The 26,621-nt window shown below is 73.5% G+C and carries 26 protein-coding genes; 16 read left to right on the forward strand and 10 right to left on the reverse strand.

Annotation, left to right across the window (positions count from 1 at the left end; translation table 11 throughout):
* Positions 1 to 3: 3 nt before the first annotated feature.
* Entirely contained in the window at positions 4 to 372 is a 369-nt protein-coding gene (locus tag ACH9EU_RS05755) for a BlaI/MecI/CopY family transcriptional regulator (RefSeq protein ID WP_396413014.1), read from the reverse strand.
* Between the two features lie 123 nt (positions 373 to 495).
* Between ACH9EU_RS05755 and ACH9EU_RS05760 the strand changes: the two genes are divergently transcribed.
* The 3 genes from ACH9EU_RS05760 (at position 496) to cydC (ending at position 6,698) form a co-directional block, all read left to right on the forward strand.
* Positions 496 to 2,073, forward strand: coding sequence for a cytochrome ubiquinol oxidase subunit I (locus ACH9EU_RS05760; RefSeq protein WP_396412983.1), 1,578 nt, complete (start codon positions 496 to 498; stop codon positions 2,071 to 2,073).
* A gap of 150 nt (positions 2,074 to 2,223) precedes the next feature.
* Positions 2,224 to 3,339, forward strand: coding sequence for a cytochrome d ubiquinol oxidase subunit II (gene cydB / locus ACH9EU_RS05765; RefSeq protein WP_396412984.1), 1,116 nt, complete (start codon positions 2,224 to 2,226; stop codon positions 3,337 to 3,339).
* The gene (cydC, locus tag ACH9EU_RS05770; protein WP_396412985.1) at positions 3,336 to 6,698 is read left to right on the forward strand and encodes a thiol reductant ABC exporter subunit CydC; all 3,363 of its coding nucleotides are present in this window, start codon (positions 3,336 to 3,338) and stop codon (positions 6,696 to 6,698) included. The genes cydB and cydC overlap by 4 nt, the downstream gene beginning before the upstream one ends.
* Positions 6,699 to 6,742: 44 nt before the next feature.
* On the opposite strand, the gene ACH9EU_RS05775 is transcribed toward cydC, so the two are convergent.
* The 5 genes from ACH9EU_RS05775 to ACH9EU_RS05795 all read right to left on the reverse strand — a co-directional run bounded on the left by ACH9EU_RS05775 (position 6,743) and on the right by ACH9EU_RS05795 (position 11,942).
* Positions 6,743 to 7,168 (reverse strand): DUF1801 domain-containing protein, encoded by a 426-nt coding sequence (locus ACH9EU_RS05775; RefSeq protein WP_396412986.1) that lies wholly within the window; start codon positions 7,166 to 7,168, stop codon positions 6,743 to 6,745.
* Positions 7,169 to 7,509: 341 nt separating this feature from the next.
* The gene (locus ACH9EU_RS05780; protein ID WP_396412987.1) at positions 7,510 to 9,222 is read right to left on the reverse strand and encodes an HNH endonuclease signature motif containing protein; all 1,713 of its coding nucleotides are present in this window, start codon (positions 9,220 to 9,222) and stop codon (positions 7,510 to 7,512) included.
* 404 nt (positions 9,223 to 9,626) lie between these two features.
* The gene (locus ACH9EU_RS05785) at positions 9,627 to 10,448 is read right to left on the reverse strand and encodes an ABC transporter permease subunit (protein ID WP_396412988.1); all 822 of its coding nucleotides are present in this window, start codon (positions 10,446 to 10,448) and stop codon (positions 9,627 to 9,629) included.
* Positions 10,445 to 11,419, reverse strand: coding sequence for an ATP-binding cassette domain-containing protein (locus tag ACH9EU_RS05790; protein ID WP_396412989.1), 975 nt, complete (start codon positions 11,417 to 11,419; stop codon positions 10,445 to 10,447). The genes ACH9EU_RS05785 and ACH9EU_RS05790 overlap by 4 nt, the downstream gene beginning before the upstream one ends.
* A 34-nt stretch (positions 11,420 to 11,453) precedes the next feature.
* Positions 11,454 to 11,942 carry a hypothetical protein gene (locus ACH9EU_RS05795; RefSeq protein WP_396412990.1) on the reverse strand — a complete coding sequence of 163 codons (489 nt, stop codon included), beginning with the start codon at positions 11,940 to 11,942 and terminating at the stop codon, positions 11,454 to 11,456.
* A gap of 141 nt (positions 11,943 to 12,083) precedes the next feature.
* Between ACH9EU_RS05795 and ACH9EU_RS05800 the strand changes: the two genes are divergently transcribed.
* The 3 genes from ACH9EU_RS05800 (at position 12,084) to ACH9EU_RS05810 (ending at position 14,453) form a co-directional block, all read left to right on the forward strand.
* Positions 12,084 to 13,301 (forward strand): MFS transporter, encoded by a 1,218-nt coding sequence (locus tag ACH9EU_RS05800; protein WP_396413015.1) that lies wholly within the window; start codon positions 12,084 to 12,086, stop codon positions 13,299 to 13,301.
* Between the two features lie 254 nt (positions 13,302 to 13,555).
* Entirely contained in the window at positions 13,556 to 13,714 is a 159-nt protein-coding gene (locus tag ACH9EU_RS05805; protein WP_396413016.1) for a transposase, read from the forward strand.
* A complete protein-coding gene (locus tag ACH9EU_RS05810) occupies positions 13,689 to 14,453 on the forward strand; it encodes a methyltransferase domain-containing protein (protein WP_396412991.1) in 765 nt (254 codons plus the stop codon). Before ACH9EU_RS05805 ends, ACH9EU_RS05810 begins: the two co-directional genes overlap by 26 nt.
* A 357-nt stretch (positions 14,454 to 14,810) precedes the next feature.
* Here ACH9EU_RS05810 and ACH9EU_RS05815 read toward each other — a convergent pair whose 3' ends face one another.
* Positions 14,811 to 15,191 (reverse strand): DUF1304 family protein, encoded by a 381-nt coding sequence (locus ACH9EU_RS05815; RefSeq protein WP_396412992.1) that lies wholly within the window; start codon positions 15,189 to 15,191, stop codon positions 14,811 to 14,813.
* 681 nt (positions 15,192 to 15,872) lie between these two features.
* Here ACH9EU_RS05815 and ACH9EU_RS05820 point away from each other — a divergent pair.
* The 5 genes from ACH9EU_RS05820 to ACH9EU_RS05840 all read left to right on the forward strand — a co-directional run bounded on the left by ACH9EU_RS05820 (position 15,873) and on the right by ACH9EU_RS05840 (position 19,209).
* Positions 15,873 to 16,052, forward strand: coding sequence for a hypothetical protein (locus tag ACH9EU_RS05820; protein WP_396412993.1), 180 nt, complete (start codon positions 15,873 to 15,875; stop codon positions 16,050 to 16,052).
* A 522-nt stretch (positions 16,053 to 16,574) separates the two neighbouring features.
* Positions 16,575 to 17,189: a deoxynucleotide monophosphate kinase family protein gene (locus ACH9EU_RS05825; protein ID WP_396412994.1), complete on the forward strand. Its 615-nt coding sequence runs from the start codon at positions 16,575 to 16,577 to the stop codon at positions 17,187 to 17,189.
* Between the two features lie 163 nt (positions 17,190 to 17,352).
* Entirely contained in the window at positions 17,353 to 18,225 is an 873-nt protein-coding gene (locus ACH9EU_RS05830; protein ID WP_396412995.1) for an aldo/keto reductase, read from the forward strand.
* A 98-nt stretch (positions 18,226 to 18,323) separates the two neighbouring features.
* Positions 18,324 to 19,022 carry a DJ-1/PfpI family protein gene (locus ACH9EU_RS05835; RefSeq protein ID WP_396412996.1) on the forward strand — a complete coding sequence of 233 codons (699 nt, stop codon included), beginning with the start codon at positions 18,324 to 18,326 and terminating at the stop codon, positions 19,020 to 19,022.
* Between the two features lie 34 nt (positions 19,023 to 19,056).
* Positions 19,057 to 19,209: a hypothetical protein gene (locus ACH9EU_RS05840; RefSeq protein ID WP_396412997.1), complete on the forward strand. Its 153-nt coding sequence runs from the start codon at positions 19,057 to 19,059 to the stop codon at positions 19,207 to 19,209.
* 48 nt (positions 19,210 to 19,257) lie between these two features.
* Here ACH9EU_RS05840 and ACH9EU_RS05845 read toward each other — a convergent pair whose 3' ends face one another.
* A complete protein-coding gene (locus tag ACH9EU_RS05845; protein ID WP_396412998.1) occupies positions 19,258 to 20,445 on the reverse strand; it encodes a CAP domain-containing protein in 1,188 nt (395 codons plus the stop codon).
* A 413-nt stretch (positions 20,446 to 20,858) separates the two neighbouring features.
* On the opposite strand from ACH9EU_RS05845, the gene ACH9EU_RS05850 reads away from it, so the two are divergent.
* Both ACH9EU_RS05850 and ACH9EU_RS05855 read left to right on the forward strand, forming a co-directional pair.
* Entirely contained in the window at positions 20,859 to 21,242 is a 384-nt protein-coding gene (locus ACH9EU_RS05850; RefSeq protein ID WP_396412999.1) for a hypothetical protein, read from the forward strand.
* On the forward strand, positions 21,239 to 22,573 hold the full coding sequence (locus tag ACH9EU_RS05855; RefSeq protein ID WP_396413000.1) for a M20/M25/M40 family metallo-hydrolase: 1,335 nt from the start codon (positions 21,239 to 21,241) through the stop codon (positions 22,571 to 22,573). The genes ACH9EU_RS05850 and ACH9EU_RS05855 overlap by 4 nt, the downstream gene beginning before the upstream one ends.
* A gap of 22 nt (positions 22,574 to 22,595) precedes the next feature.
* On the opposite strand, the gene ACH9EU_RS05860 is transcribed toward ACH9EU_RS05855, so the two are convergent.
* Positions 22,596 to 22,829, reverse strand: coding sequence for a DUF5703 family protein (locus ACH9EU_RS05860; protein ID WP_396413001.1), 234 nt, complete (start codon positions 22,827 to 22,829; stop codon positions 22,596 to 22,598).
* 40 nt (positions 22,830 to 22,869) lie between these two features.
* Here ACH9EU_RS05860 and ACH9EU_RS05865 point away from each other — a divergent pair, with 40 nt between their 5' ends.
* From ACH9EU_RS05865 to mshC, 3 genes are all read left to right on the forward strand, one after another.
* A complete protein-coding gene (locus ACH9EU_RS05865; protein WP_396413002.1) occupies positions 22,870 to 23,205 on the forward strand; it encodes a primosomal protein in 336 nt (111 codons plus the stop codon).
* A gap of 94 nt (positions 23,206 to 23,299) precedes the next feature.
* Complete coding sequence (locus ACH9EU_RS05870) at positions 23,300 to 24,130, forward strand: undecaprenyl-diphosphate phosphatase (RefSeq protein ID WP_396413003.1); 831 nt, start codon at positions 23,300 to 23,302, stop codon at positions 24,128 to 24,130.
* 148 nt (positions 24,131 to 24,278) lie between these two features.
* Complete coding sequence (gene mshC, locus ACH9EU_RS05875; RefSeq protein ID WP_396413017.1) at positions 24,279 to 25,562, forward strand: cysteine--1-D-myo-inosityl 2-amino-2-deoxy-alpha-D-glucopyranoside ligase; 1,284 nt, start codon at positions 24,279 to 24,281, stop codon at positions 25,560 to 25,562.
* An 87-nt stretch (positions 25,563 to 25,649) separates the two neighbouring features.
* Here mshC and ACH9EU_RS05880 read toward each other — a convergent pair whose 3' ends face one another.
* Positions 25,650 to 26,546 (reverse strand): PAC2 family protein, encoded by an 897-nt coding sequence (locus tag ACH9EU_RS05880; RefSeq protein WP_396413004.1) that lies wholly within the window; start codon positions 26,544 to 26,546, stop codon positions 25,650 to 25,652.
* Positions 26,547 to 26,621: the final 75 nt, after the last annotated feature.

Below are 26,621 nucleotides of genomic sequence, written 5' to 3' on the forward strand. Positions count from 1 at the left end.
CGCTCAGCCGTCGAGCAGCCGCCGGAGGGTCTCGGCCTCCTCGGAGCTGACCCGGCCGACGAACCGTGCCAGGACGGCCGCACGGTCCTGCGCCTCGCCCAGGACGTCGTGCATGAGGTCCGCCATGTGCTCCTCGCGAGAGGCCGCGGCCCGGTAGCGGTGCGGCCGTGAGGAGCGCTCGCGGCGCACGAAGCCCTTGCGCTCGAGGCGGGAGAGGACGGTCAGGACGGTGGTCGCCGCACGGGGTCTTCCACCGCCGGCCGTCGCGGGGAGCCGGTCCTGGAGGTCGTACGCCGAGAGGGGGGTGCCCGACTGCCAGAGGATCTCCATGACCGAGCGCTCGAGCTCGCCCAGGGATGTCGCGCGGTGCATGTCGTTTGTTGCCACGCTCCGATCCTAGCGGATCTCGCATTGTCTTCTACCATCGTGTAGAAATGGTTTCTACGTCGCGTAGAAGTCACGGCGTGCCGCAGAGCCCGAGGAGAGAGCAGGCGCATGGATCCGTTGGAGATCGCCCGGTGGCAGTTCGGCATCACCACCGTCTACCACTTCGTGATGGTCCCGCTGACCCTCGGCCTGGGTCTGCTGGTGGCGGTCATGCAGACCATGTGGGTGCGCACCGGGAACGAGCGCTGGCTGCGGATGACCAAGTTCTGGGGCAAGCTCTACCTGATCAACTTCATCATGGGCGTCGCCACCGGCCTGGTGCAGGAGTTCCAGTTCGGGATGGCGTGGAGCGAGTACTCCCGGTTCGTCGGCGACGTCTTCGGCGCCCCGCTCGCGATGGAGGGCCTGCTCGCCTTCTTCTTCGAGTCGACCTTCCTCGGCCTGTGGATCTTCGGCTGGGACCGGCTGCCGAAGAAGGTGCACCTCGCCACCCTGTGGACCGCCGTGGTGGGCTCGGTGGTCTCGGCGTTCTTCATCATCGTGGCGAACTCGTGGATGCAGCACCCCGTGGGCGTCGAGCTCGTCGACGGGCGTCCGGTGATGAACGACGTGTGGGCCGTGCTGACCAACAACACCGCCCTCGTCGCGTACTCGCACACCCTGGCCGGGGCCGTCGCCGTGGGCGCGGCCTTCCTGCTCGGCATCTCGTGGTACCACCTGTGGCAGCGCCGGCGTGACGGCATCGACACCGTCGACGACCGCGGTGCCGTGGTCGTCGGGGAACGGGCCGACATCCCCGGGCGGGACCGCACCGACCACCGGGTGTGGCTGACGAGCCTGCGGATCGGCGCGGCCGTGGCCGTGGCCGCGTTCGCCGGGGTCGCCGCGACCGGTGACGTGCAGGGCAAGCTGATGTTCGAGCAGCAGCCGCTGAAGATGGCCGCCGCCGAGGCCGCCTGCCACGACGGCACCGGGTTCTCCGTCCTCTCCGTCGGACCGCTGGGCGGGCAGGACTGCGACGAGGTCGTCACCGTGATCGAGATCCCCGGCCTGCTCTCCTTCCTGGCCCACAACGACTTCGACACCGAGGTCAAGGGCGTGAACACGCTCGTCCCGGAGTACCGGGAGGCCTACGGCACGCACCTGCCCGACGACCCGATCTACGGCGAGCGCGCGGGCCAGGAGATCGACTACCTGCCCCTGATGGAGGTCACGTACTGGGGCTTCCGGCTGATGATCGGCTTCGGCATGCTCGCCGCCGCCTTCGCGGCCCTGGCCCTGTGGCTCACCCGCAAGGGCACCGTCCCGGACTCCCGGCCCCTGATGTGGACCGCCGTGGCCGGCATCCTCGCGCCCTTCGGGGCCAACATCGCCGGATGGGTGTTCACCGAGATGGGCCGCCAGCCCTTCGTCGTCGTCCCCAACCCGAACCCCAGCGGCGTGGACGGGGTCTACATGTTCACCGCTGCCGCGGTCTCGCCCGGGGTCAGCGGCCAGGAGATCGTGTTCTCGCTCGCGACGCTCGGCCTGATCTACGGGGTGCTCCTGGTCGTGGAGACCGTGCTCATCGTCCGCTACGTGCGCGGCGGCGTGGCCGCGGCGATGCCCGAACTCGCCCACCGGGACGAGGAGCACGGTCCCACCGACGGCCCGGGGCGCGACGACGTCCTGGCCTTCGCCTACTGAACTCCGCGCCCCTGCGCCCCCGCGCCGCCGAAACCCTGCGCTCCTGAGACCCTGCGCTCCTGAGACCCAGCGCCCCTGAGACCCAGCGCACCTGAGACCCAGCGCCCCTGAGACCCCGCGCCCCTGAGACCCCGAGGAACGACACCCGCCATGGAACTGCTCCCCACCGTCTGGTTCATCGCCATCGCCGTGCTCTGGGCCGGCTTCGTCCTGCTCGACGGCTTCGACCTCGGCGTGGGGATGCTCATGCTCACGAGCACCCGCGACGAGCGCGAGCGCCGGCAGATGCTCAACACCATCGGGCCCGTCTGGGACGGCAACGAGGTCTGGCTGATCACCGCCGCCGCCGGGCTCTTCGCGGCGTTCCCGCACTGGTACGCCTCCCTGTTCTCCGGGCTCTACCTCCTGCTCGTGCTCGTCCTGGTCGGGCTGATCTTCCGGGCCGTGGCCATCGAGTACCGCGGCAAGGTCCACAGCGACCGGTGGCGTCGGTGGGCGGACCGCGCCCTCGGCACGGGCTCCTTCCTCGCCGCCTTCGGACTCGGAGCCACGCTGGCCGTGACCACCACGGGCCTGCCGCTGGACGCCAACGGTGACCGGGTCGGGGGCGCGTTCGCCTGGCTGAGCCCCTACGCCCTGCTGGGCGGGCTGGCCGTGGTCGGCTTCAGCCTCGCGCACGGCGCGGCGTTCCTGGGCCTGAAGGCCGAGGGCCAGGTGCGGGCACGGGCCCGGCGGATCCTCGTCCGCTGGATCCCCGTCGCGCTGCTCCCGCTGGCGGTGTGGGTGCTGGCGGTGCACCTGATGACGGGACGGCCGTGGACGTGGCCGCTGCTGGTCGCGGCGGTGCTGGCCGCACTCTTCGCGTGGACCAGCGCACGGGCCGGGCACGAGGCCCGCTCCTTCGGCGGCACCGCCGCGTTCCTGCTCCTGGGCTTCGGGGCCGTCTTCGCCGACGTCTACCCGGTGGTGCTGCCCTCCACGATCGACGCCGCCCACGACCTGACGGTCACGAACTCGTCCAACAGCGACTACACGCTGGGCGTCATGACCGTCGTCGCCGCCTTCGGCCTGCCGCTGGTGCTGCTCTACCAGGGCTGGAGCTACTGGGTGTTCCGCCGGCGGCTGTCGACCGACCACCTGCCGGAGCCGCACGCCGTCCTGCCCGCCGTCGCGGCCCGCGCCACGGCCACCGGCACCCGGCCGGACGCCGGTCAGGCACCGCCCGAGGCGGCCCCCCACGGCGACGACGGGACGCCCGGGGCATGAGCGGCCCACCACTGGGACCGGGCGGCGGCCCCGCCCTGTTCGCCCTCGGACTCCTGGGAGCGCTCAAGGCCCTGGCCCTCGTCGGCATGGCCGAGGCGGTCGCCCGCGGGATCGTCGGCGTGATCGCCGGAGACCCCTCCGCCTGGCGGCCGGCCCTCCTGCTGGGGATCGGCGCCGGGGTCCTCCGCGCGCTCGCCACGTGGGCCGTCCAGGTCGTGGCCGCCCGCGCCGCGACCCGGGCCAAGCGGGGGCTGCGCCGGGAGCTCGCCACGCGAGTGCTCGCCGGCGGCACCCACGACGTCGGGGCCACCAGCGCCGTGGGCACCGTCGGGCTCGACGCCCTGGACGACTACTACGCGCGCGTGCTGCCCGCCGCCGTGACAACCGCCGTGGTGCCGCTGCTGGTGGGGCTCCGCGTCCTCTCGGCGGACTGGGTCAGCGCCCTCGTCGTGGTGCTCACCGTGCCGCTGGTCCCCGTGTTCATGGTCCTCGTGGGACTGCACACCCGGGCGCAGGCCGACGAGTCCTCGGCCGCCCTCCAGCGGCTCTCGCACCACCTGGTCGAGCTCGCGCGCGGACTGCCCGTGCTCGTCGGACTCGGGCGCGTCGAGGAGCAGGCAGCGGCGCTGCGCGAGGTCTCCGAGCAGCACCGGGCGACCACGATGACGACGCTGCGCACCGCGTTCCTCTCCTCCCTCGTGCTCGAGCTCATCTCCACCCTCTCCGTCGCCGTGGTGGCGGTGTTCGTCGGCGTCCGGCTCGTCCACGGCGAGCTCGACCTGGTGGTGGGCCTGGTCGCCCTCGTGCTCGCCCCCGAGTGCTTCACCCCCTTCCGGGACCTCGGCGCCGCCTTCCACGCCTCCCAGGACGGCGTGGCGGCGCTGCGCCGCTCCCACGAGATCGTCGCCGAGCCGCTGCCCGCCGACGTCCGCCGCCCCGCCACCGCGTCGACGACGGCTCCCGCGGTGCACGTCCACGGACTCGTGGTGCGCCACCCCGGACGGTCCGTGAGCGCGCTCTCCGGAGTCGACGTCGAGGTCCCGGCCGGCTCCGTGCTCAGCGTCGAGGGACCCAGCGGCTGCGGCAAGTCCACACTCCTGGGCGTCCTCGCGGGCACCGTCGAGGCCCAGGAGGGGACCGTGTCCGGGATCGATCCCGCCGCGCTCGCCTGGGTCCCCCAGCACGTGCACACTGTGGGGGAGACCGTCCTCGACGAGGTGCTGCTGCACGCCACCGGCCCGGCCGCCGCGCGCCGCATCCTCGACCAGGTCGGCCTCACCGCGCTCGCCGCCGGCGACCCCGCCGAGCTGAGCCCCGGCGAGCTGCGCCGCGTCGGTCTGGCCCGCGGCCTCGCCCGGGTGGACGCCGGGGCTCGCGTGCTGCTGCTCGACGAGCCGACCGCTCACCTCGACCCGGCCAATGCCCGGCGCGTCGAGCAGCTCGTCGCCGGGCTGCGCGGCACGGTCACGGTCGTCCTCGCCTCGCACGAGGCCGCGGTGGCCGCGCTCGCGGACCGGCGCCTGCTCCTCGGCGCCCCGGCCACCCGCCGCTCGGCCGACGAGGCGCCGTCCCCGGAGCCGGCCCCGCCCGGCGGGCCCCCCGCGCAGCGGGACCCGGGCGGGGCGGCCGCCCCCGTCCTGCGCGAGCTGGCCGCGTTCCTGCGCCGGCACCCCTGGCGCATCGCCGGGGCCGCGGCCCTGGGCACCGCCGCGGCCCTGTTCGCCGCCGCTCTCACCATGCTCTCGGGCTGGCTCATCGTCCGGGCCGCCGAGCAGCCGAACATCATGTACCTGATGGTCGCCATCGTCGGCGTCCGGTTCTTCGGGATCGGCCGCGCCGTCCTCCGCTACGCCGAGCGGCTGGCCACCCACGACGCCGTCCTCGCCGCCACCACGGGGCTCCGGGACCGGCTGTGGACGGGCCTCGCCGCCCGGGGGCCGGGCTCCCGCGGCCTGGCCACCGGCGGCGCGGCCCTCGACCACCTGGTCGCCGGCGCGGACCGGGTCCGCGACCTCGTGCCCCGCGTCCTCCTGCCGCCCCTGGTCGGGGCCGGCACCGCACTGGGCGCCCTCGCCGCCGTCCTCCTCCTGCTCCCCGAGGCGCTACCGGCCCTGGCCGTCGCGCTGGCCGGCGGCCTGTGCGCCGGGCCCGTCGTGGCGCTGCTCGCCGACCGGTCCGCCGCGCGCACCACGGTCCTGGTGCGCTCGCGGGTGCTGCGCCGGTTCGCGGCCACGGTCGCCGCGGCCGGGCAGCTGCGCGCCAACGGCCGGACCGCCGCCGTGCTGGCCCGCCTCGACGCCCTGGAGGACCGTGCCGACGCGGCGAGCCGCCGCAGCGCCCGGGCGCAGGGGATGGGCGAGGGCCTCGTGGTCCTGACCTGCTCCGTGGCCTCCGCACTGATGCTCCCGGTGTCCGCCCCCGCGGTGGCGGACGGGACGATCCCACCGCCCGTGGTCGCGGCACTGGTGCTGCTGCCACTGGCCCTGGTCGACCCGATGCTCGGCGTGGTGGACGCGCTCCAGCAGTGGCCCGCGCTCAGCGCCTCCCTGCGCCGGATCCGGGCCGTCGCGGAGCCGCCCGCTCGCGCGACGTCGTCCTCCCCAGCGCGCCGTCCCGTGCCGGCGGAGATCCGCGAGCTCGCCCTGGACGGGCTGGGCGTCGCCTGGCCCGATGCTTCCGCGACCGCGTTCCGGGGCCTCCGGGCGGTCGTGCGGCGGGGCCAGTGGCTCGTGGTCGAGGGACCCTCGGGTGCCGGGAAGTCGACGCTGCTCACCGCACTGCTGGGCCACCTGCCCGTCACGGAGGGCGCATGGCGGGTGAACGGCATCGACAGCCGCGACCTCGACGCCCGAGCGCTGCGGCGCCGGATCGCGTGGTGCCCGCAGGAGGCGCACCTGTTCGACTCCACCGTCCGCGGCAACCTCCTGCTCGCGCGCGGGCGGGAGGACCGGCCCACCGAGGCGGAGATGCGCGACGTCCTGGCGAGCGTCGGTCTGGCGCCCCTGCTCGATGAGCTGCCCGAGGGGCTCGACACCCCCGTGGGACCGGGCGGCGGCCGGCTCTCGGGCGGTCAGCGCCAGCGGCTCGCCGTGGCCCGGACGCTGCTCACCCGTGCCGACGTCGTGCTGCTCGACGAGCCCACCGCCCACCTGGACGGTCCCGCGGCCGACGCCCTGCTCGCCGACCTGCGGGCGGGTCTGTCGGACCGGATCGTCGTGCTCGTCACCCACCACGCCGAGCAGCGCCGTGCCGACGACGTGCTGCTGCGCCTGCCGGCGGCCCAGTGTCCCCCCGGCCCCGCCGGGGGAGAGCGCGCTCCGGAGGCGGCCGGGCACCGCTCGCCCGCCCCGGTGCCCTGAGCTCGTGTCCTGAGCTCGTGTCCCCCGGGGCTGCCGGGCGTCCGTCAGGGTCGGCCCTCCCGGGCACGCCACGGATACGTGCCGGCGGTGACCGTCCGGTACGACGCGGCGACGACGCCCTCGAGGACCTCCAGATCGACGTCGCCGAGGTCCTTGAGGTAGAGGCAGCCGACTCCCGTCGTGTGGGGTCCGAGCCGGTGCAGGGCTCCCTCGTGGGCGCCGACGCCGTCCGGCAGGTAGACGGTCGTCGCGGCACGGCGCGGGGCGAACCCGGCGGCGGGAGCGTCGCCCTCGCGGCCGGACGCGTACCGGTAGTGGTACCGGCCGAAGCCGATCACCGTCCCCCACATCAGGGGAGGCTGTCCGGTGGCCCGGGACATCAGGTCGAGCATGGTCACGGCGTCGGTCCGTCGCTTCCGGGGCGCGACGCGCTCCAGGAAGGACGGCACGGACTCCCCGGTCGGTTCCACGGGCGCTCCTCCTCGGTGGCCATGCGCCGCAGGGCACCCCCGGGGCGTGGCCCACAGACTATCGGCTCCTCGCCGGCGCGATGTCCCTCGCGGCCGAGGTCGAGGCCGGGGCGCAGGGGGTCGACCGGCAGCTGGAGGAACGCTGCTGCCGCTGAGCCGACGGCGGCCAGGCCGATGCCGGTGGCCACCGGTCCGCCCACCGATCCCGCAACCGCGTTCCCGGGAGGCCGGGCGGCCATGCGGCCGGGGCCACGGCTGACCGGCGCCGGGACCACGCGGGAGCTCACGGCAGGCCGTCGGGGCGCGCCGAACGTCTGCCGATGCGGACGTGGAACCGTCCCCTAGAACGGTGCCGGGTCGTGGTCGGGATCGTAGGGTCGCGGGGCACCGGCCGGATCGTCGTCCTGCCAGAAGGGCGGTGGATTCTCGGCCGGCGCGACGGCGGCGGGGTGGTGGTGCTCGGGGACCGTGCGGTGGACGAGACCTCCCGGGGAGGTCCACTCCAGGACCGCCCCGTCCCCGGCGCCTGCTCCGCCGTCTCCTCGTGCACCGGCGCAGGAACCGGCACCGGTGCCGGACGCGGTCGCCGGCGGGCCCTCCCGGGTGGTGACGCGGCGCACCGTCCAGCGCCCGAGGTGCCCATCCCGGTGCTTGACCCGATGATGACGCCGGCACAGGGCGGCGAGGTTCTGCTCCGATGTCGGTCCATCCTCGGCCCAGGCCACGGTGTGGTCGAGGTCGCAGGCATCGGCCCGCCGCCGGCACCCGGGGAACCGGCAGGTGGCGTCGCGCAGCTCCACCAGCCGCCGCAGATCCGCCGGCACCGTGTAGACCGTGCGGTCGTGGTCCAGCACCACCCCGCTCACCGGATGGGTCAGCAGCCGGTGCCAGGCCCCGGCCCCGGCCGCCAGCTGCCGGGCGACCTCGGTGCTGATCGGCCCGTAGCCCGAGAGCACTGCCGCACCGCACCCGGCGCCCCCGGCGACCACGCTCCCACCGGCGGTCACCGCCGCGCCGGTCCCCTCCACGCGCTCGACGGTGAGCAGCCCCACGGGCACCATGACGCTCACCCGTCCCCGGACCCCGCGCGGGAAACCAGGCTCCTCCGGCAGCACCCCGTCCAGCAGGAGGTCGGCCAGCACGTCGGCGCGCAGTTCTGCGGCCGAGCGGTCCTCCACGTCCTCGGCTCGGTCGAGCTGCGGCAGGAGGGCCAGGCAGGGGTGACCCGGGGCCGGCACGTCCTCGCCCAGCTCCCCGGCCAGGGCCTCGAGCCGGTCGTGGACGGACACCGCCACCGGGGCGTCCAGCAGGGCGTGCAGGTAGGCCATGCCGTTCGGGGCCGGTTCCACCCACACCGAGCGGTTCTTCCGCGCGTACCGCCGGGCGCGTTCCTCCGCGTCGGCAACCAGCACCGCCCGCCGGGCGCGGGCCAGTGCCCGCAGCTGGGCGGCCGTGGAGCCAGGGGCGCGTTCCAGAAGCTCCGCGATCAGGCGGCACACGGCCTCGACGGGCGGGGGGACGCGTTGCGACGAGGTCCAGGTCGCCGCCTCCACGACGAGTTCGCGCCACTGCTCCACCATCACGCCCGCCTGGGCCGGACCGATGCGCCCGGCCTCCAGGGCGGCCAGGACCTCGGGCAGCTCCTCGGCGAGGACCACCGCCTCCTCGACCCGCCGCCGGGCGGTCCCGGCGGGAACACACAGGGCAGGACCGACCTCGGCGGCCACGTCCACCACCAGCTGGTAGGCCGGCTCGGCGAACGGTCCGCACGGGTCAGGGCGCACCGCCCCGCCCGCGGCCTCCATCTCGGCCATCGCCTCGACGCGGGCGGTGGTGCGCGCGGCCAGGCCGGCCGCCCACAGGCGGTGGATCGCCCGCACCTGCGCGCCCACCGCCCGCGCCTCAGCGGCCGCTGCCTCGGCCAGGTCGGCGGCCGCTGCCCGGATCTCCGCCCGCCGGCCTCCGGCCGGCTCCTGGCCCAGAGGCAGGAAGGGGGCCGCCAGATCGTCGGACGCCACCGGCTCCACCGCTCGCCGCCACTCCCGTGCCGTCATGACGCCCTCCTTGCCATGACTCCATTCTCGGCGTCACCCCCGACACCCTAGGAGCCCGGGACGTCGATGCTCCGCCGGACCCTGAGGCGCACCGTCCTGCTGCTGGCGGGGCTGAATCCGGTCTGCTTCATCGTCGAGCTCACCGTCGCCCTGAGCTGGTCGCCGCACCGGCAGGCCCTGGCCGGGCACGACCTGGCCGTGGTCATCCTCGTGCCGGCACCGGCCGCCGGCCGGACCTGGTGCTCGGGGCGTTCATCGTCATGCTCGATCCTGGTGCCGCGACGGACGTGGCGGGAAGACGGCGGGGGAGGAGCGGCCGGCCGCACGGGCACCGGCCGGGGAGGAGATCGACTGAACCCGCGTGGCCGGCACCATGACGACCGGCGGGCCCGCGGGCGCCTGCCTCAGACCATGACGTCGCGCCGCACGAAGGCGAGTGCCCCGCCCATCGCGGCAGCGGTCGCCAGGGCGGCCAGCAAAGCCAGGCCCGGGAGGTCGAAGCCGGTCTCCAGCGGTTCGGCGCCGATGTACCAGTGGAACGGTGAGAGCCGTTCCATCCACGGTGCCTTCACCAGAGGCCCCAGGTAGCTGAGTACGTAGGAGACCACCGCAAGGGCCGCCGCCGTCCCCAGCGCCGGACCGCGCCTTCCGCTCGCGGCGCCCACCGAGAAGGCCACCGTGCCCAGGGCCCCGCCGAAGAACAGGAGCCCCGTGCTCGCCGCCAGCACGTCGAGGGGGTCCAGGCCGAGCTCGAGTGTCGTCGAGAGGAGGACGAGTGCCGTGCTGAGAACCAGGGCGAGCACGAGCACCCCCAGCCACAGCGCGGCCAGTCGTTCCGCGTAGATCCTGGCGCGCGAGACCGGGGCGCCGAGCTCCAGCTCGAGGGTCCCGTCCTCCTCCTGCCCTGCCACGAGCCTCGCGCCCAGGCCGATGGCCAGCACCAGGGTGAGCACGGCGCCGAGCAGCGAGTACACGGTGGCGGTGACGTAGCCCTCCGCGGTGGCGAGGCTGTCGAAGCCCATGGCGGTGACGAGCTCGGGCGGCATCGACTCCAGCAGCACCTCCATCTTCTCGGCGCCGATGCTGGGGTAGAACAGCGTGTAGAGCGCCGCGACCGCCGAGACCGCCAGCGCCCACAGCAGCAGGGAGCGCCGGTGGGAGCGCAACACGGCGGTCAGGATCGTCCCGCCCCGCGCCGTCGGGATCGTCCCGCCCTGGGAGGTCATCGCCGTGTCTCCGGAGCCCGGTGCCGGGGGCCCGCCGGGGGACCGGGCGGGACCGCGGTCGTGGCCGCGGACCGCTCGGGGTCGCGGTAGAAGTCGATGAAGAGGTCCTCGAGCTCGCGGTCCTGCGCCTGCCACCGCACGACCCGGTGTCGGGTCGCGGCCCCGAGCAGAGGCATGGGATCGCCACGGAGCAGGCAGGTGAGCGTCCTGCCGTCGGCGGGGTCGACGGCGGCGTCGTGGACGCCCGGGAGACCGGCGAACTCCTGGAGCGCCACGGGGTCGGCGAAGCGCAGCAGGACCTCCTGGCCGGCTCGAGCGCGCAGCGCCCGCACGTCGTCGACGTCGACCACGCGTCCGTCCCGGATGATCGCCACCCGGCCGGCGACCTCCTCCACCTCGCCCAGCACGTGGCTGGAGAGGAAGATCGTGGCGCCGCCGGCGACGGACTCGCGGGCCAGCGCCCGGAACTCGCGCTGCAGCAGCGGGTCGAGCCCGCCGGTCGGCTCGTCGAGGACCAGCAGCTCGGGTTCGTGCATGAACGCCTGGACCAGTCCGACCTTCTGCTTGTTGCCCTTGGACAGCGACCGCAGCGGGCGGGAGAGGTCCAGGGAGAAGCGCTCGGCGAGCTCGGCCGCCCGCTCCACCCCCCGGCCGCCGCGCAGCGCCGCGAGGTACCGCAGGTGGTCCCTGGCGGTGGTCCGCGCCGGGAAGGAGAGCTCACCGGGCAGGTAGCCGATGCGGGCCCGCAGGCGCGGGCCTCCCGCGGCAGGAGCCACCCCGAAGACCTCCACGGTGCCCGCCGTCGGGCGCAGCAGGTCCATGATCAGCCGGATCGTCGTCGACTTCCCGGCGCCGTTGGGCCCGAGGAAGCCGAACACCTCGCCCGGCAGGACCCGGAGGTCCACGCCCCGCAGGGCCCGCGTCCGCCCGTAGTCCTTCACGAGCCCGCAGGTCTCGACGGCCGGGATCATCTCCGCGCTCCGCACGGGCGGGGGTCCCGGCCGGTCACGGCGTCGCGTCCCGGTCGTCCGGGCGCGCGTGCCGGTCGACGACCGCCCACACGAGCTCGGCCGGGATCGTCTGCAGGTCGGGGTGCACGGCGGCCAGCTCGTCGACGATGGCGGCGACGTCGTAGTGGTCGTGCACGTCGCCGCGGCGCGCGAGGCGGCCGGCCGCGATGACCCCCTCCACCCAGGCGGCCCGGTCCGTGGACGTGAACGCCGAGAGCGCGGCGCCGGCCCACAGCTGCTCGAACTCCGGGTTGCCCTCGGTGACCAGCCGTGTCGGCGCGTGGCCGGCCTCGGGCCCGTCGTTCCCCGGCGGCGCCCACACCAGGCCGGAGTCCCGGTCGAAGCGGGTGCCGTCGTCGACGGTGACGGTGCGGGCGTCCTCGTCGACGACGGTACGGCGTTCGAGACCGCGGTCCGGGCCGCCCCGCACGACGACCGCTCGCGTGCCGACCTCCGTGCGGCCGCCGGGGTTGTGGTGGCCCATCGCCGTGCCTCCCGTCCTCGCCTGCCTCCATGCTATGCCGCGCGGCGGTGGTCGTCCCCTGGATGGGTGATGATGGACCGCGTGCCCCCGTTCCGCTCGGCGGGCCTCGTCCCCGCCCACGACCGCCGGAGTGCCACGACCATGCACCGTGCCGAACCACCGACCGCCCGAGGTCTCCGAGGACGGGTGCCCGGCGGCTGGCTGCTGCTGGCCTGCATCGCCCTGGTGGCGCTCGTGCTGCGCAGCCCCCTCGTCGCGATCGGGCCCGTCCTGGGACAGCTGCAGCAGGACCTGGGGATCTCCGCCGCCGGGGCCGGCCTGCTGACCACCATCCCGGTGCTGTGCTTCGCCGTGGCGTCACCCCTTGCGTCCCTCGTCATCCGCCGCTTCGGGGTCGAGCTGTCGATCACCCTGACCCTGCTCGGCGTGCTCGCCGGGATGTGCGTGCGCTCGGCCGGCGGCACCTCGGCCACGATGCTGGGGACCGTCGTCGTCGGCGTCGCGATCACGCTCGGGAACATCGCGGTGCCCCTCCTCATCCGCCGGGACTTCCGGCCGCACCGGCAGGCGGCGGCCACGGGCATCTACACGGCGGCGCTGAACATCGGCTCGACCCTGGCGGCGCTCCTGACGGCGCCGGTCGCCGAGCTGGCCGGATGGCGGGTGGCCCTGGCCTCCTCGAGCGTCGCGGTCGTCGCCGGGTTCGTGGTCTGGCTGCTGACCGTGGGGGTCCGCCGATCCCTCCTGCCGGATCCCGCGCCAGTCCCCGCCCGGACCGGGGGCGCGCCCGCGGGCGGCCGGTGGGTGGCTGCCGGGCTGGCCGCGGGCTTCGCGGGGCAGGCCTTCGCCTTCTACGGGATGACCGCGTGGCTTCCCACGCTCCTGGTCGACGTCGTGCGGATGTCGCTGGTCGAGGCCGGCGCCGCGTCGTCGTTCTTCCACGTCTTCGCGATCGCCGGCGCGCTGGGCGTGCCGCTGGCGGCCCGCGGCCTGAGCACGGTCACCGTGGCGGCCTCGGTCGGGGTGATGTGGCTGTTCCTTCCGGTGGGCATGCTCCTGGCCCCGGCCCAGTGGTGGGTCTGGACGGCCGTCGGCGGAGTGGCCCAGGGCGCCGGCATCACCGTCATCTTCATCGCCATCATGCGCCTGGCCCACGACGGGCCGTCGGCCGGGCGGATCTCCGCGGCGGTGCAGGCGGTCGGGTACGGCTCCGGCGCGCTGGCCCCGACCGTCCTCGGGTTCGTGCACGAGCGCACGGCGTCCTGGTCGGCATCGTTGCTCGTCGTGCTGGCCGCCACGCTCGTCTATCTGCTGTGCACGACCGTCGCGGTCCGCTTCGTCGCCGCACGCCAGGAATGATCGCCTCCTCAGGGCCGTGACGGGCGGCAGGAGATCGACGGCGACAGTCGAGCTCCTGCCGGGGCACCGGGTTGCCCGGGCCGGGGAGGCGGGTTGCTCCGAGTGACAGGGACGGTACGGGGAAGGGCACGCGCGGGTCCCGCCGGAGGTGTGTCCCGTGACGGGTCTGGTAAAAGCTCTTGTGCCACGGAAGGATGAGAGTCATGTTCGCACCGAAGAACTGCCCCCACGAGTTGCTTGAGCACGCGACCCGCATGGCGGTGGAGGCCCGTCGTGGTCAGTCCTCCAGGCCCGGCGTACTGGCCCGGGTGGCCCAGCAGTCCGGGTTGAACCCGGAGACGCTGCGGAACTGGGTCCGGCAGGCCGAAAATCCGATGTCTCACAGGTATGGATACCCCGGCAGAGTTCTATGACGCCCTCGCGTCCGAGTATCATCTGCTCTTCGGTCACTGGTGGTCAGCTGCCCAGTGGCATGGGCGGGTCATCGCCGACATCGTGGCGCAGCGGGGGATCACCGAGGGGCGCCTGTTGGACTGCACGTGTGGCATCGGAACCCAGTGTCTACCGCTGGCGATGCTTGGATACCGCGTGACAGCCGCCGACGTGAGCCCTGCGGCAGTTGAGCGGGCCCGGGTGGAGGCGGCCGCGAGAGGGATCGACGTTGACTTCAGGGTCTGCGACGTCCGCGAGATCCGCGACCACGTCGAAGGGACCTTCGACGTGGTCGTCTCCTGCGACAACGCACTTCCGCACCTACTCACCGACGAGCACCTGCAACGTGCCTTGCGCAGTGTCCATGCGTGCCTTCGACCGGCTGGGGTGCTGCTCGTCTCCCTTCGTGACTACGACGCGTTGCGACGTACTCGCCCTGACGGGGTGCCGATCTCGGTCCATGGGGAATTCGGGTCGCGACATGGATCGGGTCAGGCTTGGCAGTGGTCGGCGGACGCGGAGTACGTGGACATCGAGCTGTTCACCTTCACCGAAGACGCGGCTGGATCATGGCGGGCGCGCTCGGGTACGACGCGCTACCGGGCCCTGTCGCGCGAGAAGCTCAATAGCCTGCTGATGTCGGCCGGGTTCACGGCCGTCGAATGGCTCATGCCCGACGTGAACGGCTACCACCAGCCGATCGTGCTCGCGAGAGCCTGAACGGGACTGGTGCACGGCATATGCACGGCCCAACTGGCGGTGCACCCGCGCGGACGAGCGTCTCGGGTCCTCGGCCAACTGGGAGCGGTGATGGCCCTGGAGTACCCGGCTGAAAGGTCGGTCCCCGCCGCTTGAGGCCCGGGATTCCCCGGGTCACCTGGATGACTGCGGCGGCCGCGGTGCCGGCCGCCGTCACGGCCGTCATGGGACCGGGCTGGTTGCCGCAGGACCTGCCGTAGGGCATGGCAACCCGGCCCATCGGCATGCCCCAGCGGCAGTCGTACGGCAGTCGTACGGCAAGAACTCCTATCCGCTCCACGGGCCGGTTCCCGGAGAGTTGGTGGTGTGTCGCGGCGGTCATCCCCACGTCCAGTAGGCCACCAGCACGATCATGGGCGGAAGGGACTGCAGCAGGGCGCCGGGCCACAGGCGGCGTTCGGAGATGTAGAGCACGATGCCGAGAAGGACGTGGGCTGCGCAGCCGAACAGGACCAGCGCCCGGCCGGCTTCGGTCCATTCGGTCTGCAGCAGCACCAGGCCGGTGATCAGGCCCAGGGCGTAGGTGAGGTTGTAGAACCCGATGTTGATCGCCGACACCCGCAACGCGTCCACATTCTCGGGTTCGATGCGGGTGAACTTGTAGAGCTCTTGGCGGTGGTAGAAGAACGCCTCCATGACGAAAACGGCGATGAGGACGAGGGCGTATATGCCGGTGATGATCTGGCTGAGCAGGTTCATGGTGATGTCCTCGCAAACCTGTGGGATCTTCCTGCCCGGCGCACCCCATGGCGTCTCTGACGTCTCGTGCCGGGCTTCATGGTGGCTGGGTAATGCCGCTTCGGCGGTTGCCGAGGCGGTGGTGTCACGACCGTAAGTGTCCTCGTACCCGGCCGGGAGCACCAGCTCGATCTCGCCGTGCAGTCTCACAGTTGAACCAGTCGACGTACTGGGTCACCGAGATCTCCAGATCGTCGTTGTGAGCCCTGCGGCCGGGTGACGACTCCAGGTGCTCCCACGACCCGGCCGGGACTGTACGAGCATGGACTCGGTCCCCACACCGCCCCGGTGACGACGACGCACCGTCCTAGCACACCCCCGGTGCCCCCGGCAACCACGTGCTCACTCGCACCCTGCCGTCGGCCGCCGTGCTGGCGGCAGGCGTGCCGTTCCTGACGTCCTGGGGTCTGGAAGGCAGGGTGACGCTCGCGGAGGGTGGCTTCCGCTCGCCCCCGCCCTACTGATGGGCTCGGTGCTGGTCCCGTGGCATCTGGTGCAGGCGCCGCGGCCCCGACTCGACCGCCTTGCGGACCTCAAGGCACTGCCACGGTGTCTGGGCGTCACGTCCGACTCCCGGCCACATCCGGAGGCTCCACGCGTCCGGACCGCCGCCGGGCGCTGACGTGCGGACAGCCGGGGGCGGTGGTGCTGATGCCGGCGGCCGTCACGGGCATGATCGCCACCTCGTCCGTCCGTCTGACCTCCTGGTGGGCGGGGACCGCCGTCCTCCTGCTGCTCCTCGCGCTGATCCCGGTGGCCTGGGCCCGGCACGGCTGGCGCCATCTCAGGGTTCTGCACGGCACGACACCAACACAGCATTGAGGAGCCGGCGGGCCGGCGCCGTGATCGGCCCGCGTGCGACGTCCCCGGCGTGAACGGATCCACAGCGGCAGGGGACGCTCATAGGGCGCCTGACGACGAGACCCTCGCACACCGGCCCCGGCGCTGAGAGCGGGCGTCGGGGACGGCCCGTGGTGGGCCCGTCAGCCGGCGGCGCATTGCCTCGGGACGGCGAATCCGCACCGTGCCGCGACGGAGGAGGACGTCGTCCGCTCGAACACCTCGTCCAGCGGTGGGTGGGCGGAGCCCTGGACGGTGCCATTCCAGCACCGCTGTTCCCACCCCGCGTTCGGGGTGGAGAGCAGGCCCCGCCGGAAACTCTCCACCATTGTCCCCGCACTTCGAGCCCTGTTCCTGTTCACGGCGAGCCCCTGCAGGGCATCCGCTCCCTGCGCCGCGTGGTCCCCGTGCTGCGCCGGCGCCGCACCCTCCCGGGTCTGTGGGACACCTGGCCGAACCCTCCGTACCCTGGGAGCGCCGGTACCACGACCTGCGGAGGAGCGCATGCCCAGAAATCAGGACGACGCCGCCCTCACTGACCTGATCGGCCTGCACGGGCGGAAGCAGGCGGGCAAGGACACGTGCGGCGCTCGCCTCGCCGCGGCCCACGGCTACGCCCGCGTGGCGTTCGCGGACCCGCTGCGGGTCTTCCTCACCGCACTCGACCCGCTCGTGGGCGTGCGCGACGGGGCGGGGCTGCGGCTGTCCACGGTCCTGGCCGAGGTCGGCGGCGACTGGGACCGGCTCAAGGACGAGAGCCGCGACCCGGTGCACCGCGAGATCCGCACCCTCCTGCAGAAGGTCGGCAACGAGGCGGGCAAGGCCGTGTTCGGCGAGACCGTGTGGGCCGACCGCGGCCTGGAGACCGCCCGGCGTCTCGGCGGCCGCGTCGTGATCACCGACGTGCGCTTCGACGTCGAGGCCGCCGCCGTGGCGGCGGCGGGCGGGCGGGTCGTGCACGTCCTGCGCCCCGGCACCGCCGCCGGAGCCGATCCGCACGCCTCGGAGGCAGGCATCGACCCGCGCTGGATCAGCGCCACGATCGTGAACGACGGGACGGTCGAGCAGCTCTGGGCGAAGGTGGACGCGCTGGTGGCCGCCGGGGCCCCACCCGGGTGAGGCCCGCCGGACGGTGGAGCGCCCGCCTCCGGGTCGGCGGGATGCGGGGGTCCGGGGCCCTCGGCGATCACGACGGCGTCGATGACGTCGCACAGCCGGGCCCGCTTCCCGCGGTCTGACAGGGTCCCGGAATAACCCCGGGTGCGGCCTGGTTGCGGCGGGCATGACCGACGACACTCGACCCGGCGCCCGACCGGCGCCCCGGACCATCGACCTGAAGGACCTCGGCACGGTCCACCGCCTCGGCTTCGGCGCCATGCGGATCGTCGGTGAGGGCGTGTGGGGCGAGCCCGCCGACCGCGATCTCGCCGTTCGCGTGGTGCGCCGCGCCGTGGAGCTCGGCGTGGACCTCATCGACACGGCGGACTCCTACGGTCCCGACGTCAGCGAGCGGATCATCGCCGAGGCCCTGCACCCGTATCCGGCGGAGCTGCGGATCGCCACCAAGGTCGGCTTCGCCCGCACGGGCCCGCGCCAGTGGGTTCCCCTGGGCCGCCCGGAGTACCTGCGCCAGCAGGCCGAGCTGAGCCTGCGCAAGCTGAAGGTCGACACCCTGGACCTGCTCCAGCTGCACCGGATAGACCCGGCCGTGCCGGCCGAGGAGCAGTTCGGTGCGCTGCGGGAGCTGCAGCAGGAGGGCAAGGTCAGGGCCCTCGGCCTGTCCGAGGTCACCGTGGAGCAGATCGCCGCCGCGGGGCGGCACTTCACCGTCTCGACGGTGCAGAACCGCTTCAACCTCACCGACCGGAAGTCCCAGGACGTCCTGGACCACGCGACCCGTCACGGCATCGGCTTCCTGCCCTGGGCGCCGATCGCCGCGGGGGAGCTCGCACGACCCGGTGGGCCCCTCGACCGGGCCGCGCGGCGGCTCGGGGCGACGACGTCGCAGCTCGCCCTGGCGTGGCTGCTCCGGCACTCCCCGGTGATGCTGCCGATCCCGGGCACGGCCTCGCTGGAGCACCTCGAGGAGAACATGGGTGCCACCCGCCTCGATCTCGACGACGCGACCTACGACGAGCTCACCGCCGCCGGCTGACCCGCCGCACCGCCCACCGCCGCCACGATGCCCCGGCCACGGCCGTGGCGCCCCGTCCCGCAGCCCCGTCCCGAAGCACTGCCGAGGAGCAAACCGCCATGGCCCGTGTCCTGATGATCGTCTCCGCCGCCGACTCCCTCACGATGCGCGACGGCACCGCCCACCCCACCGGCTTCTGGGCCGAGGAGCTCGTCGTCGCCCACCGCACGCTCCGGGAGGCCGGGCACTCCGTGGACGTCGCGACCCCGGGCGGTCGCCGGCCCACCGTGGACCCGGCCAGCCTCGTGCCGGAGCAGACCGGAGGCCCGGACCGGGCGGAGCGGCTCCGGGCCTACCTGGCGCGGATCGACCCGGAGCTCTCCGTGCCGCGGGTGCTGGCCGAGGTGGACGGGAGCGACTACGACGCACTGGTCCTGCCCGGCGGCCACGCGCCGATGGCCGACCTCCACCGCGACCCGGATCTCGGCCGGATCCTCGTCGCCGCGGACCGGTCCGGTCGGATCGTCGCACCGTTCTGCCACGGGCCCGCCGGGCTGCTCAGCGCCCGCGACGGCGACGGGTTCCACTTCGCGGGACGCCGGATGACCGCGTTCACCAACGAGGAAGAACTGAGCGGCGGGACCGGCGAGAACACCCCCTGGTTCCTGGAGACCGTGCTGCGCGAGCAGGGCGCCGTCGTGGAGTCCGGCCCGGCGTGGTCCAGCCACGTGATCCGCGACGCGAACCTGGTCACCGGCCAGAACCCGCAGTCGAGCGAGGCCGTGGCCCAGGTCGTCGTGGAGGCCCTCGCGCAGTGACCGGCCGGCCCGCCGCCGTGCCGTGGCCGCGCCGGTGACCGGCACCCGGGACACATCCCTGGCCCTCGCGTCGCTGGACGCGGTCGCCGCGACCGGTGCACGCACGGTGCTGCCGGACCACGGTGACCGGTGGACCCGGGGCGCCGAGGCCGCGGTCCGGCGCGCCCGTTCCGTCGGGGCGCACTGAGCGCCGACGTCCGGCATGCGGGCCCGGGGGAGGGGACCCCTCACCGGGTCACCAGCCGGAGACCCACACCTGCCCGGTGACCGAGGACCAGTTGACCTTGTAGCCGTTGGAGAAGCGCTGGTAGACGGTGGTGCCGCTGCGGATCTCGTCGGTGACGGGGTAGCCGTAGCCGCGCTCGAAGCCGGCGGCCTTCCAAGCGCGTCCGATGGCCCCGGACTCCTGGACCGCTCGGGTGCCGTGCGCCCGGGTCCACAGCACCTTGGTGATGACACCGTCGCGGGAGAACACCTGGTAGGAGGAGCCGTCGGCCAGGCGTCGCTCGTCCGTGGTCGGGTAGCCGTAGCCGTTCTCACGCCCGGCCGCGACGAACTTGCTGCCGATCGAGGTAGGGTTCTCCACCCAGTTCGCCCCGGTGGCGGGGCTCCAGTACATGGTGGTCTTGCGGCCGTTGAGCTCGAACTCCTGGTAGACGCCGCCGGAGCGCAGCCCCCCGTACTCGGGGGTGACGGGCTGTCCGACGACGGAGGCCCCGCCCAGGGCCCGGTACTTGGCACCGATGGCGCCGGCGACGCCGTAGCCGCCGGGGGACTCCACCGGGGTGACGGGGCCCGAGGTCTCGTAGCTGTAGCTGGCCGGGGGGGTTCCCACCCGGGTGGAGGCGTCGGCCGGCGCGCCGCCGTTGGCGTAGCCGTAGAGGTTCACGGTGGACAGCACCTGCCAGGCCTGACCGGTGTTCGTGAGCTTGCCGTCGGCGTAGGTCAGGCCGATGCCGATGACCTCGTGCCGGGGGTCCTTGAGGGCCTTGTCGTGGGCGGGCGAGTTCTTCCACCACGTCACGAGCGCCCGGACGTCGCGGTGGTGCTCGAGCGCGATCACCTCGTTGGCGCTGGTCCAGGGGCCGGTCCGGGGGTCGGTGAGGAAGTTGGTGCTGTGCGAGAACTTCTCCTCGGTCACCTGGCGGTCCGACTCCTTCTGCACGACCTGCGAGAGCGTGGCGGAGTACTTCAGGGGCTTGAGGCCGAGGGAGGACCGGTACCGATTGATCTCGTCGAGGATCAGCTGGGCGTCGGACTGCCGCGTCGTGGAGTCCATGGTGACGATGTCCTGCGCCGCGGCGTGGGCCGGGGCCGAGACGAGGGCCGTGCCGGCGAGGGTGGTGAACCCGATGCCGGCGGAGAGAGCAAGGGCCGCCATCCGGCCGGGACGACGTGCGGGCGCGCAGCGGTGTTTCGCCATGGGTGCTTCTGCTTCCTGGTCTGTCTGCACGCGCGGCACATCAGGGGGGGCCGCGCGGCGGGGGGCTGACGCCGTCCGGGTGGACAGCGAGACAGAACGGGCTGGGGAAGGCGCCCGAGGGGGGTGGGTAGGCCGCCGGAGCGGCCTGTCATTACTTTAGGAAATTTCGATCACGAAAGCGAAGTATATGAAATTGTTACGAAATGGCGAGGGTGGGGTGGTGCGCCCGCGACGCCCCACGTCAGGGCGGGGGCCGCCCGACGACGTTTCCCCCGTCACTGCCGGGCCCGACCGCGTCTCCGCCGGGGGATCGCGACCGGGGCGTCCTGCCGCGGTCCCGGCGCCGCGCTCGCCCGCCCGCCCGCCCGGTCGGCGGGCTGCGCCCGTGGCGCTCCCCGATCGCGTGGGGCCCGGTGCTCGTGTCCACGGGCACGTCCTCCACCACCCTCGCCATGTTCGCGCGCCTGCCCCCTCAGCTCACCGACCAGGGCCTCCCGGCGGCCGACGCCGGCTTCGCGCTCTTCGTCCACTCGACGACCGGACTGCCGCTCAGCGTCGTGGTGCCCCTGCCGGTCGTGCGGATGCGCAGCCCCTACCCGCTCGGCGTGGTGCTCGCCGGCCGTCCCCGGGTGGCCGCACCGCCCCGGCCACGAGTGCCGTTAGGCTGGGACGAGCCCGCCCGGAGAGGAGACCGCTGCGCCGGCACGCCGCGCGCGTCCCCGCCGGCCGCCGCTCCGCCCTCCGCTGAGCCCCCACCCGCACAGACCTCGCAGGCTCCCAGGAAGGACCCGCCATGACCGACCCGCAGACCGTCCCCACCGCGCCGGCCGCGTCGTCGCCGGAGGGCGAGACCGTCGAGATCTGCCGCAACCTCATCCGGATCGACACCTCGAACTACGGCAGCGGGGACGCCAAGGGGGAGCGGCGCGCCGCCGAGTACGTGGCGGGCCTGATCGAGGAGGTCGGACTGCCGACGACGGTACTGGAGTCGGCTCCCGGGCGCGCCAACGTCTTCGCGCGGCTCGAGGGCACGGACCCCTCCGCCGACGCCCTGCTCGTGCACGGTCACCTGGACGTGGTGCCCGCGATCGCCGCCGACTGGTCCGTGGACCCGTTCGCGGGGGTGGTCGAGGACGGCATGATCTGGGGCCGCGGCGCCGTGGACATGAAGGACATGGACGCCATGATGATCTCGGTGCTGCGCCACATGGTGCGCACCGGGACGCGTCCGCGGCGGGACATCGTCTTCGGCTTCTTCGCGGACGAGGAGGCGGGGATGGTCTACGGCTCCCACTGGATCGCCCAGCACCACCGGCACCTCTTCGACGGCGTCACGGACGCCATCAGCGAGGTCGGCGGGTACTCGGCGACCATCGGCGGCCGCCGCGCCTACCTGCTGCAGACCGCCGAGAAGGGGCTCATGTGGCTGAGGCTCAACGCCCAGGGCACGGCCGGACACGGCTCCCAGATCAACGACGACAACCCCGTGACACGGCTGTCCAGGGCCCTGGCCAACATCGGCGAGCACCGGTGGCCGGTCGAGCTGACCAAGACCACCCGCGCCTTCCTCGACTCGGTCACGGAGCTCACCGGTGTGGAGTTCGACCCCGAGAACCCGCAGAAGCTGCTGGCCGAGCTGGGCTCCGTGGCCCGGTTCGTGGGCGCCACCCTCCAGACCACCGCCAACCCGACCATGCTCGAGGCCGGGTACAAGGTCAACGTCATTCCCGGCTCGGCGCAGGCGGGGCTGGACGTGCGCTACCTTCCCGGCCAGCGCGAGATCGTCCTCGAGAAGCTGAAGGAGCTGGCCGGGGACGGGGTGGGCTTCGAGTTCGAGTCCGACGACATCGCCCTCGAGGTCCCGTTCTCCGGCAACGTGGTCGACGCCATGGTCTCGGCCCTGCACGCCGAGGACCCGGAGGCGGTCGTGCTGCCCTACATGCTCTCCGGCGGCACGGACAACAAGTCCCTGGACCCCCTGGGGATCACCGGGTACGGGTTCGTGCCGCTGCGGCTGCCGGACGAGCTGGACTTCCCGGCCATGTTCCACGGGGTGGACGAACGGGTGCCCACCGCGTCCCTGGAGTTCGGCTCGCGGGTGCTGCACCGGCTCCTGAGCGCCTACTGAGGTCCGGCGCCGCCCGCCGCGCTCAGATGGTGCGCTCGACCCGCATGACACGGCGGCGCATCCAGTACTTGCGGGTGCCGCCGTACAGCAGCACGGAGCGGGTGAGCTCCCACTTGCCGTACTCGGCGTGCTCGCTCAGGCGAGCCCGGGCCTCGCTGACCCGCTCGTGCGGCGCGACGGTCAGCAGCAGGTACTCGTAGCGCTGGTCGGCGTCCCGGGTGACGGTCGCCCCACTGGTCCGGACTTGTTCTCTCATCGGTCCCCATTCTGCACGGATTGACGCTAACGTCTACAGCATGAGCAACGATCCTCGTTCCGCCCTGCAGGCGCTCGTGAGCGCCTTCGAAGAACACCTCGTCGCGGCCTCCAACCGTCGTGGTGAGGACGATCCCGCCGTCGACGGGGCGTACATCGCGATCGCCGACGCGTTCGACGCCTACGAGGAGGCTCTCTACGAGGCCTACGACGAGGTGACCCCGCTCACCGTCTTCGCCGAGGACGACGACACCGACGAGGACGAGGACGACGAGGGGGAGCTGCTGGAGGACAACGAGATGCTCGACGAGGATCTCGTGGACGACGAGGACTACGAGGACCTCGAGGACACCGACGGGGCGCGCGCGGCCCGCTGAGACCGGGCCCGCCACCCGCACGGCCCGCGGCGCGGGCCGGCATCCGTGCACCGAGGGCTCCGTGGGCGCGGGACGGGTGCCGTAGGGTGGCCGGGTGAATTGGATCGAGAGCATCATCCTGGGCCTGGTGCAGGGCCTGACGGAGTTCCTGCCGGTGTCCTCCTCGGCGCACCTGCGCATCGTGGGCGAGTTCCTCCCCCACGGGGCGGACCCGGGGGCGGCGTTCACCGCGATCACCCAGCTGGGCACCGAGACCGCCGTGGTCATCTACTTCTGGCGCGACATCGCACGGATCATCGCGCGGTGGAGCCAGTCCCTGGTGGGGCGTGTCGAGCGCTCGGACCCCGACGCCCGGATGGGCTGGCTGATCATCCTCGGCTCCCTGCCCATCGCCGTGCTGGGCCTGCTCCTGGAGGACTACATCGACACGGAGTTCCGCTCCCTGTGGATCACCGCCACGATGCTGGTCGTCTTCGGCGTGATCCTGGCCGTCGCCGACCGGGTCGGGCGGCAGGCGCGGCACCTCGACGACCTCACGGTCCGGCACGGCATCCTCTACGGGCTCGCCCAGGCGCTGGCGCTCATCCCCGGGGTCTCCCGCTCGGGCGGCACGATCACGGCCGGCCTGCTGATGGGCTACACGCGCGAGTCCGCCGCCCGCTACGCCTTCCTCCTGGCGATCCCGGCGGTGTTCGCCTCGGGTCTCTACAAGCTCGTGAAGACCGTGGGCGAACCCCAGGCGGGCCCCTACGGCATGGCCGAGACCCTCGTGGCCACCGGCATCGCGTTCAGCGTGGCCTACGTGATCATCGGCTGGTTCATGCACTACATCTCCAACCGCAGCTACACCCTGTTCGTCTGGTACCGGATCGCGCTGGGCCTGACCATCTTCGTGCTGTTGGGCCTCGGGCTGATCAGCGCCTGAGCCGGGCCGTCGGGCGCGGCGCGGCCGGACCGGTAGGTTGGAGGCAGCCCCGCGCCGCCCCGACCCGGTGTTCCCGGCCCCGTGTCCCCGACCCGAAGGTTCCGCCCCGATGACTACGCGCCCGATCCACGACCCCGCCGAGGTGAGCATGAAAGCCTGGTCCGCCCGTCCCGTCCCCGTCCTGCCCGGCGAGGCGCCCCTGCCGGTGGTGCAGGACACCCGGCTGCGACGGCGGGCGGAGCTGCCGCGGCAGGACCGGGCGAGTCTCTACGTCTGCGGCATCACCCCGTACGATGCGACGCACATGGGCCACGCCGCGACGTACGTGGCCTTCGACCTGCTGCACCGCGCCTGGCTGGACGCCGGCACCCCCGTGGACTACGTGCAGAACGTCACGGACGTCGACGACCCGCTGCTCGAGCGCGCGACGGCCACCGGCGTCGACTGGCGGGTGCTGGCCGAGGAGCAGACCGACCTGTTCCGCACCGACATGAGCGCGCTCAACGTCCTCCCGCCCCAGCACTACGTGGGCGCCACCGAGTCCGTGGCGTGGATCGTGCCCGCCGTCGAGGGGCTGGTGGCGCGCGGGCTCGCCTACCCGGTGCCCGGGACGGACGGCGAGCCCGACGGCGACGTGTACTTCGACGTCGAGGCGGCCGGCACCCTGCCCGCCGACGACGGCGACGCGTGGGTGCTCGGCGACGTCTCCCACCTCACCCCGGAGCAGATGCTGCCGCTGTTCGCCGAGCGCGGCGGCGACCCCGACCGGCCCGGCAAGCGGAACCGGCTGGACCCCCTCCTGTGGCGCGTCCGGCGACCGGACGAGCCGTTCTGGGACGGCGCCTCGCTCGGGGAGGGGCGGCCCGGCTGGCACATCGAGTGCTCGCTCATCGCCCTCCAGCACCTGCCCGCGCCGTTCACCGTCCAGGGCGGCGGCTCCGACCTCGTGTTCCCGCACCACGAGATGGGCGCGGGGCACTGCTGGGCGCTGACCGGCCGGCCCATGGCCCAGCACTTCCTGCACACGGGGATGGTGGGTCTGGACGGCGAGAAGATGTCCAAGTCGAAGGGCAACCTCGTGCTCGTCTCCGCGCTGCGGGCCGAGGGCGTGGACCCGGCCGTGATCCGCGCCGCGATCCTCGCCCACCGCTACTCCGAGGACTGGTCCTGGACGGCCCCGGGGCTGGCGGCCGCCGCCGCGCGCGTGGACGCCTGGCGGCGCGCGGCACAGGTCGCCCCCGAGGACAGCGCGGCACCGGTGCTGCAGCAGGTGCGCGCGGCCCTGGCCGACGATCTCGACACACCTGCCGCCCTGTCGGCCCTGGACGACTGGGCCGCCGGAGCCCTCACCGGCGGGACCGGGCGGACCTCCGCCGAGGACGGCCGGCTCGTCCGGGACCTCGTGGAGGCGCGCCTCGGCGTCGTCCTCTGACTCGTCCTCCGATCACGGACCCCCGCCGGGACGGGCGGGCGCGGTACGGGCCCCGCCGGGGACGCGGGGGCCGGCGCGCCGCACGGCTCACTTGTCGTCGCGGCGGCGGCGCAGGTAGCGCTCGAACTCCTTGGCGATCGCGTCGCCGGTGGCCTCGGGGAGGTCGGTCGTGTCCTTGGCCTCCTCGAGCTGCTGCACATAGGCGGCGATCTCGGGGTCGTCGGCGGCGAGCTCGTTGACCCCGCGCTCCCACGCCTCCGCGTCCTCGGCGATGGTGTCCAGCGGCAGGGTGATGTGCAGCAGCTCCTCGAGCTCGCGCAGCAGCGCGAGCTCCGCCTTGGGGGACGGGGACTGCGCCACGTAGTGGGGCACCGCCGCCCACAGGCTCAGCGTGGGGAACCCGCCGAGGGACGCCATGTGGGAGAGCACGCCCACGATCCCCGTGGGCCCCTCGTACTGGGACGGGTCGATGCCCAGCTCCTCCTGCAGCTCCGCCGTGTCCGAGGTCTTGGTCACCGGGATCGGCCGCGTGTGCGGGACGTCGGCGAGCAGCGAGCCGACCATGACCACGAAGTCGACGTCGAGCAGGGTCGCCTGCTCGAGCAGCTCCGCGGTGAAGGACCGCCAGCGGTAGGACGGCTCCCACCCGTGCAGCAGGACGAGATCGAGGTTCGTGTCCGGCACCGAGGCGGTCGACAGCCGCGTGGTGGGCCAGGCGATCTTCATCTCCCCGGTGGCGGAGCGGCGCACCACCGGCCGGGAGAACTGGTAGTCGTAGTAGTCGTCCGAGGTCACTTCGAAGACGTCCTTGGCCCCGTAGTGCTCGGCGAGGAACTGCACCGCGTCCGTGGCGGCGTCCCCGGCGTCGTTCCACCCCTCGAACGCGGCCACCAGCACGGTCACGCGCTCGTGGTCTCCGCTCTCGCGGACCACCCCGAACGGACCGGGCTGGGGTCGGGGGAACGTCTCGTCGAAGTTGCTCACGAGGCCAACACTACGCGCAGGCGCATCCACAGCAAGGTCCGGCCGGGGCCCTGGGCCGTGTTGCGGCCACTACGA

The sequence above is a fragment of the Kocuria rhizosphaerae genome, from assembly GCF_044462265.1.
Taxonomy (GTDB): Bacteria; Actinomycetota; Actinomycetes; order Actinomycetales; family Micrococcaceae; genus Kocuria; species Kocuria rhizosphaerae.

Bases quoted from the DNA above. Each gene is read 5' to 3' on its own strand.
- ACH9EU_RS05755 (WP_396413014.1), bottom strand. From the start codon at position 372: ATGCACCGCGCGACATCCCTGGGCGAGCTCGAGCGCTCGGTCATGGAG.
- ACH9EU_RS05855 (WP_396413000.1), top strand. From the start codon at position 21,239: ATGACCGACCCGCAGACCGTCCCCACCGCGCCGGCCGCGTCGTCGCCG.
- ACH9EU_RS05790 (WP_396412989.1), bottom strand. From the start codon at position 11,419: ATGATCCCGGCCGTCGAGACCTGCGGGCTCGTGAAGGACTACGGGCGG.
- ACH9EU_RS05785 (WP_396412988.1), bottom strand. From the start codon at position 10,448: ATGACCTCCCAGGGCGGGACGATCCCGACGGCGCGGGGCGGGACGATC.
- ACH9EU_RS05860 (WP_396413001.1), bottom strand. From the start codon at position 22,829: ATGAGAGAACAAGTCCGGACCAGTGGGGCGACCGTCACCCGGGACGCC.
- ACH9EU_RS05825 (WP_396412994.1), top strand. From the start codon at position 16,575: ATGCCCAGAAATCAGGACGACGCCGCCCTCACTGACCTGATCGGCCTG.
- mshC (WP_396413017.1), top strand. From the start codon at position 24,279: ATGAAAGCCTGGTCCGCCCGTCCCGTCCCCGTCCTGCCCGGCGAGGCG.
- ACH9EU_RS05865 (WP_396413002.1), top strand. From the start codon at position 22,870: ATGAGCAACGATCCTCGTTCCGCCCTGCAGGCGCTCGTGAGCGCCTTC.
- ACH9EU_RS05845 (WP_396412998.1), bottom strand. From the start codon at position 20,445: ATGGCGAAACACCGCTGCGCGCCCGCACGTCGTCCCGGCCGGATGGCG.
- ACH9EU_RS05795 (WP_396412990.1), bottom strand. From the start codon at position 11,942: ATGGGCCACCACAACCCCGGCGGCCGCACGGAGGTCGGCACGCGAGCG.
- ACH9EU_RS05815 (WP_396412992.1), bottom strand. From the start codon at position 15,191: ATGAACCTGCTCAGCCAGATCATCACCGGCATATACGCCCTCGTCCTC.
- cydC (WP_396412985.1), top strand. From the start codon at position 3,336: ATGAGCGGCCCACCACTGGGACCGGGCGGCGGCCCCGCCCTGTTCGCC.
- ACH9EU_RS05800 (WP_396413015.1), top strand. From the start codon at position 12,084: ATGCACCGTGCCGAACCACCGACCGCCCGAGGTCTCCGAGGACGGGTG.
- ACH9EU_RS05810 (WP_396412991.1), top strand. From the start codon at position 13,689: ATGGATACCCCGGCAGAGTTCTATGACGCCCTCGCGTCCGAGTATCAT.
- cydB (WP_396412984.1), top strand. From the start codon at position 2,224: ATGGAACTGCTCCCCACCGTCTGGTTCATCGCCATCGCCGTGCTCTGG.
- ACH9EU_RS05805 (WP_396413016.1), top strand. From the start codon at position 13,556: ATGGCGGTGGAGGCCCGTCGTGGTCAGTCCTCCAGGCCCGGCGTACTG.
- ACH9EU_RS05780 (WP_396412987.1), bottom strand. From the start codon at position 9,222: ATGACGGCACGGGAGTGGCGGCGAGCGGTGGAGCCGGTGGCGTCCGAC.
- ACH9EU_RS05835 (WP_396412996.1), top strand. From the start codon at position 18,324: ATGGCCCGTGTCCTGATGATCGTCTCCGCCGCCGACTCCCTCACGATG.
- ACH9EU_RS05830 (WP_396412995.1), top strand. From the start codon at position 17,353: ATGACCGACGACACTCGACCCGGCGCCCGACCGGCGCCCCGGACCATC.
- ACH9EU_RS05760 (WP_396412983.1), top strand. From the start codon at position 496: ATGGATCCGTTGGAGATCGCCCGGTGGCAGTTCGGCATCACCACCGTC.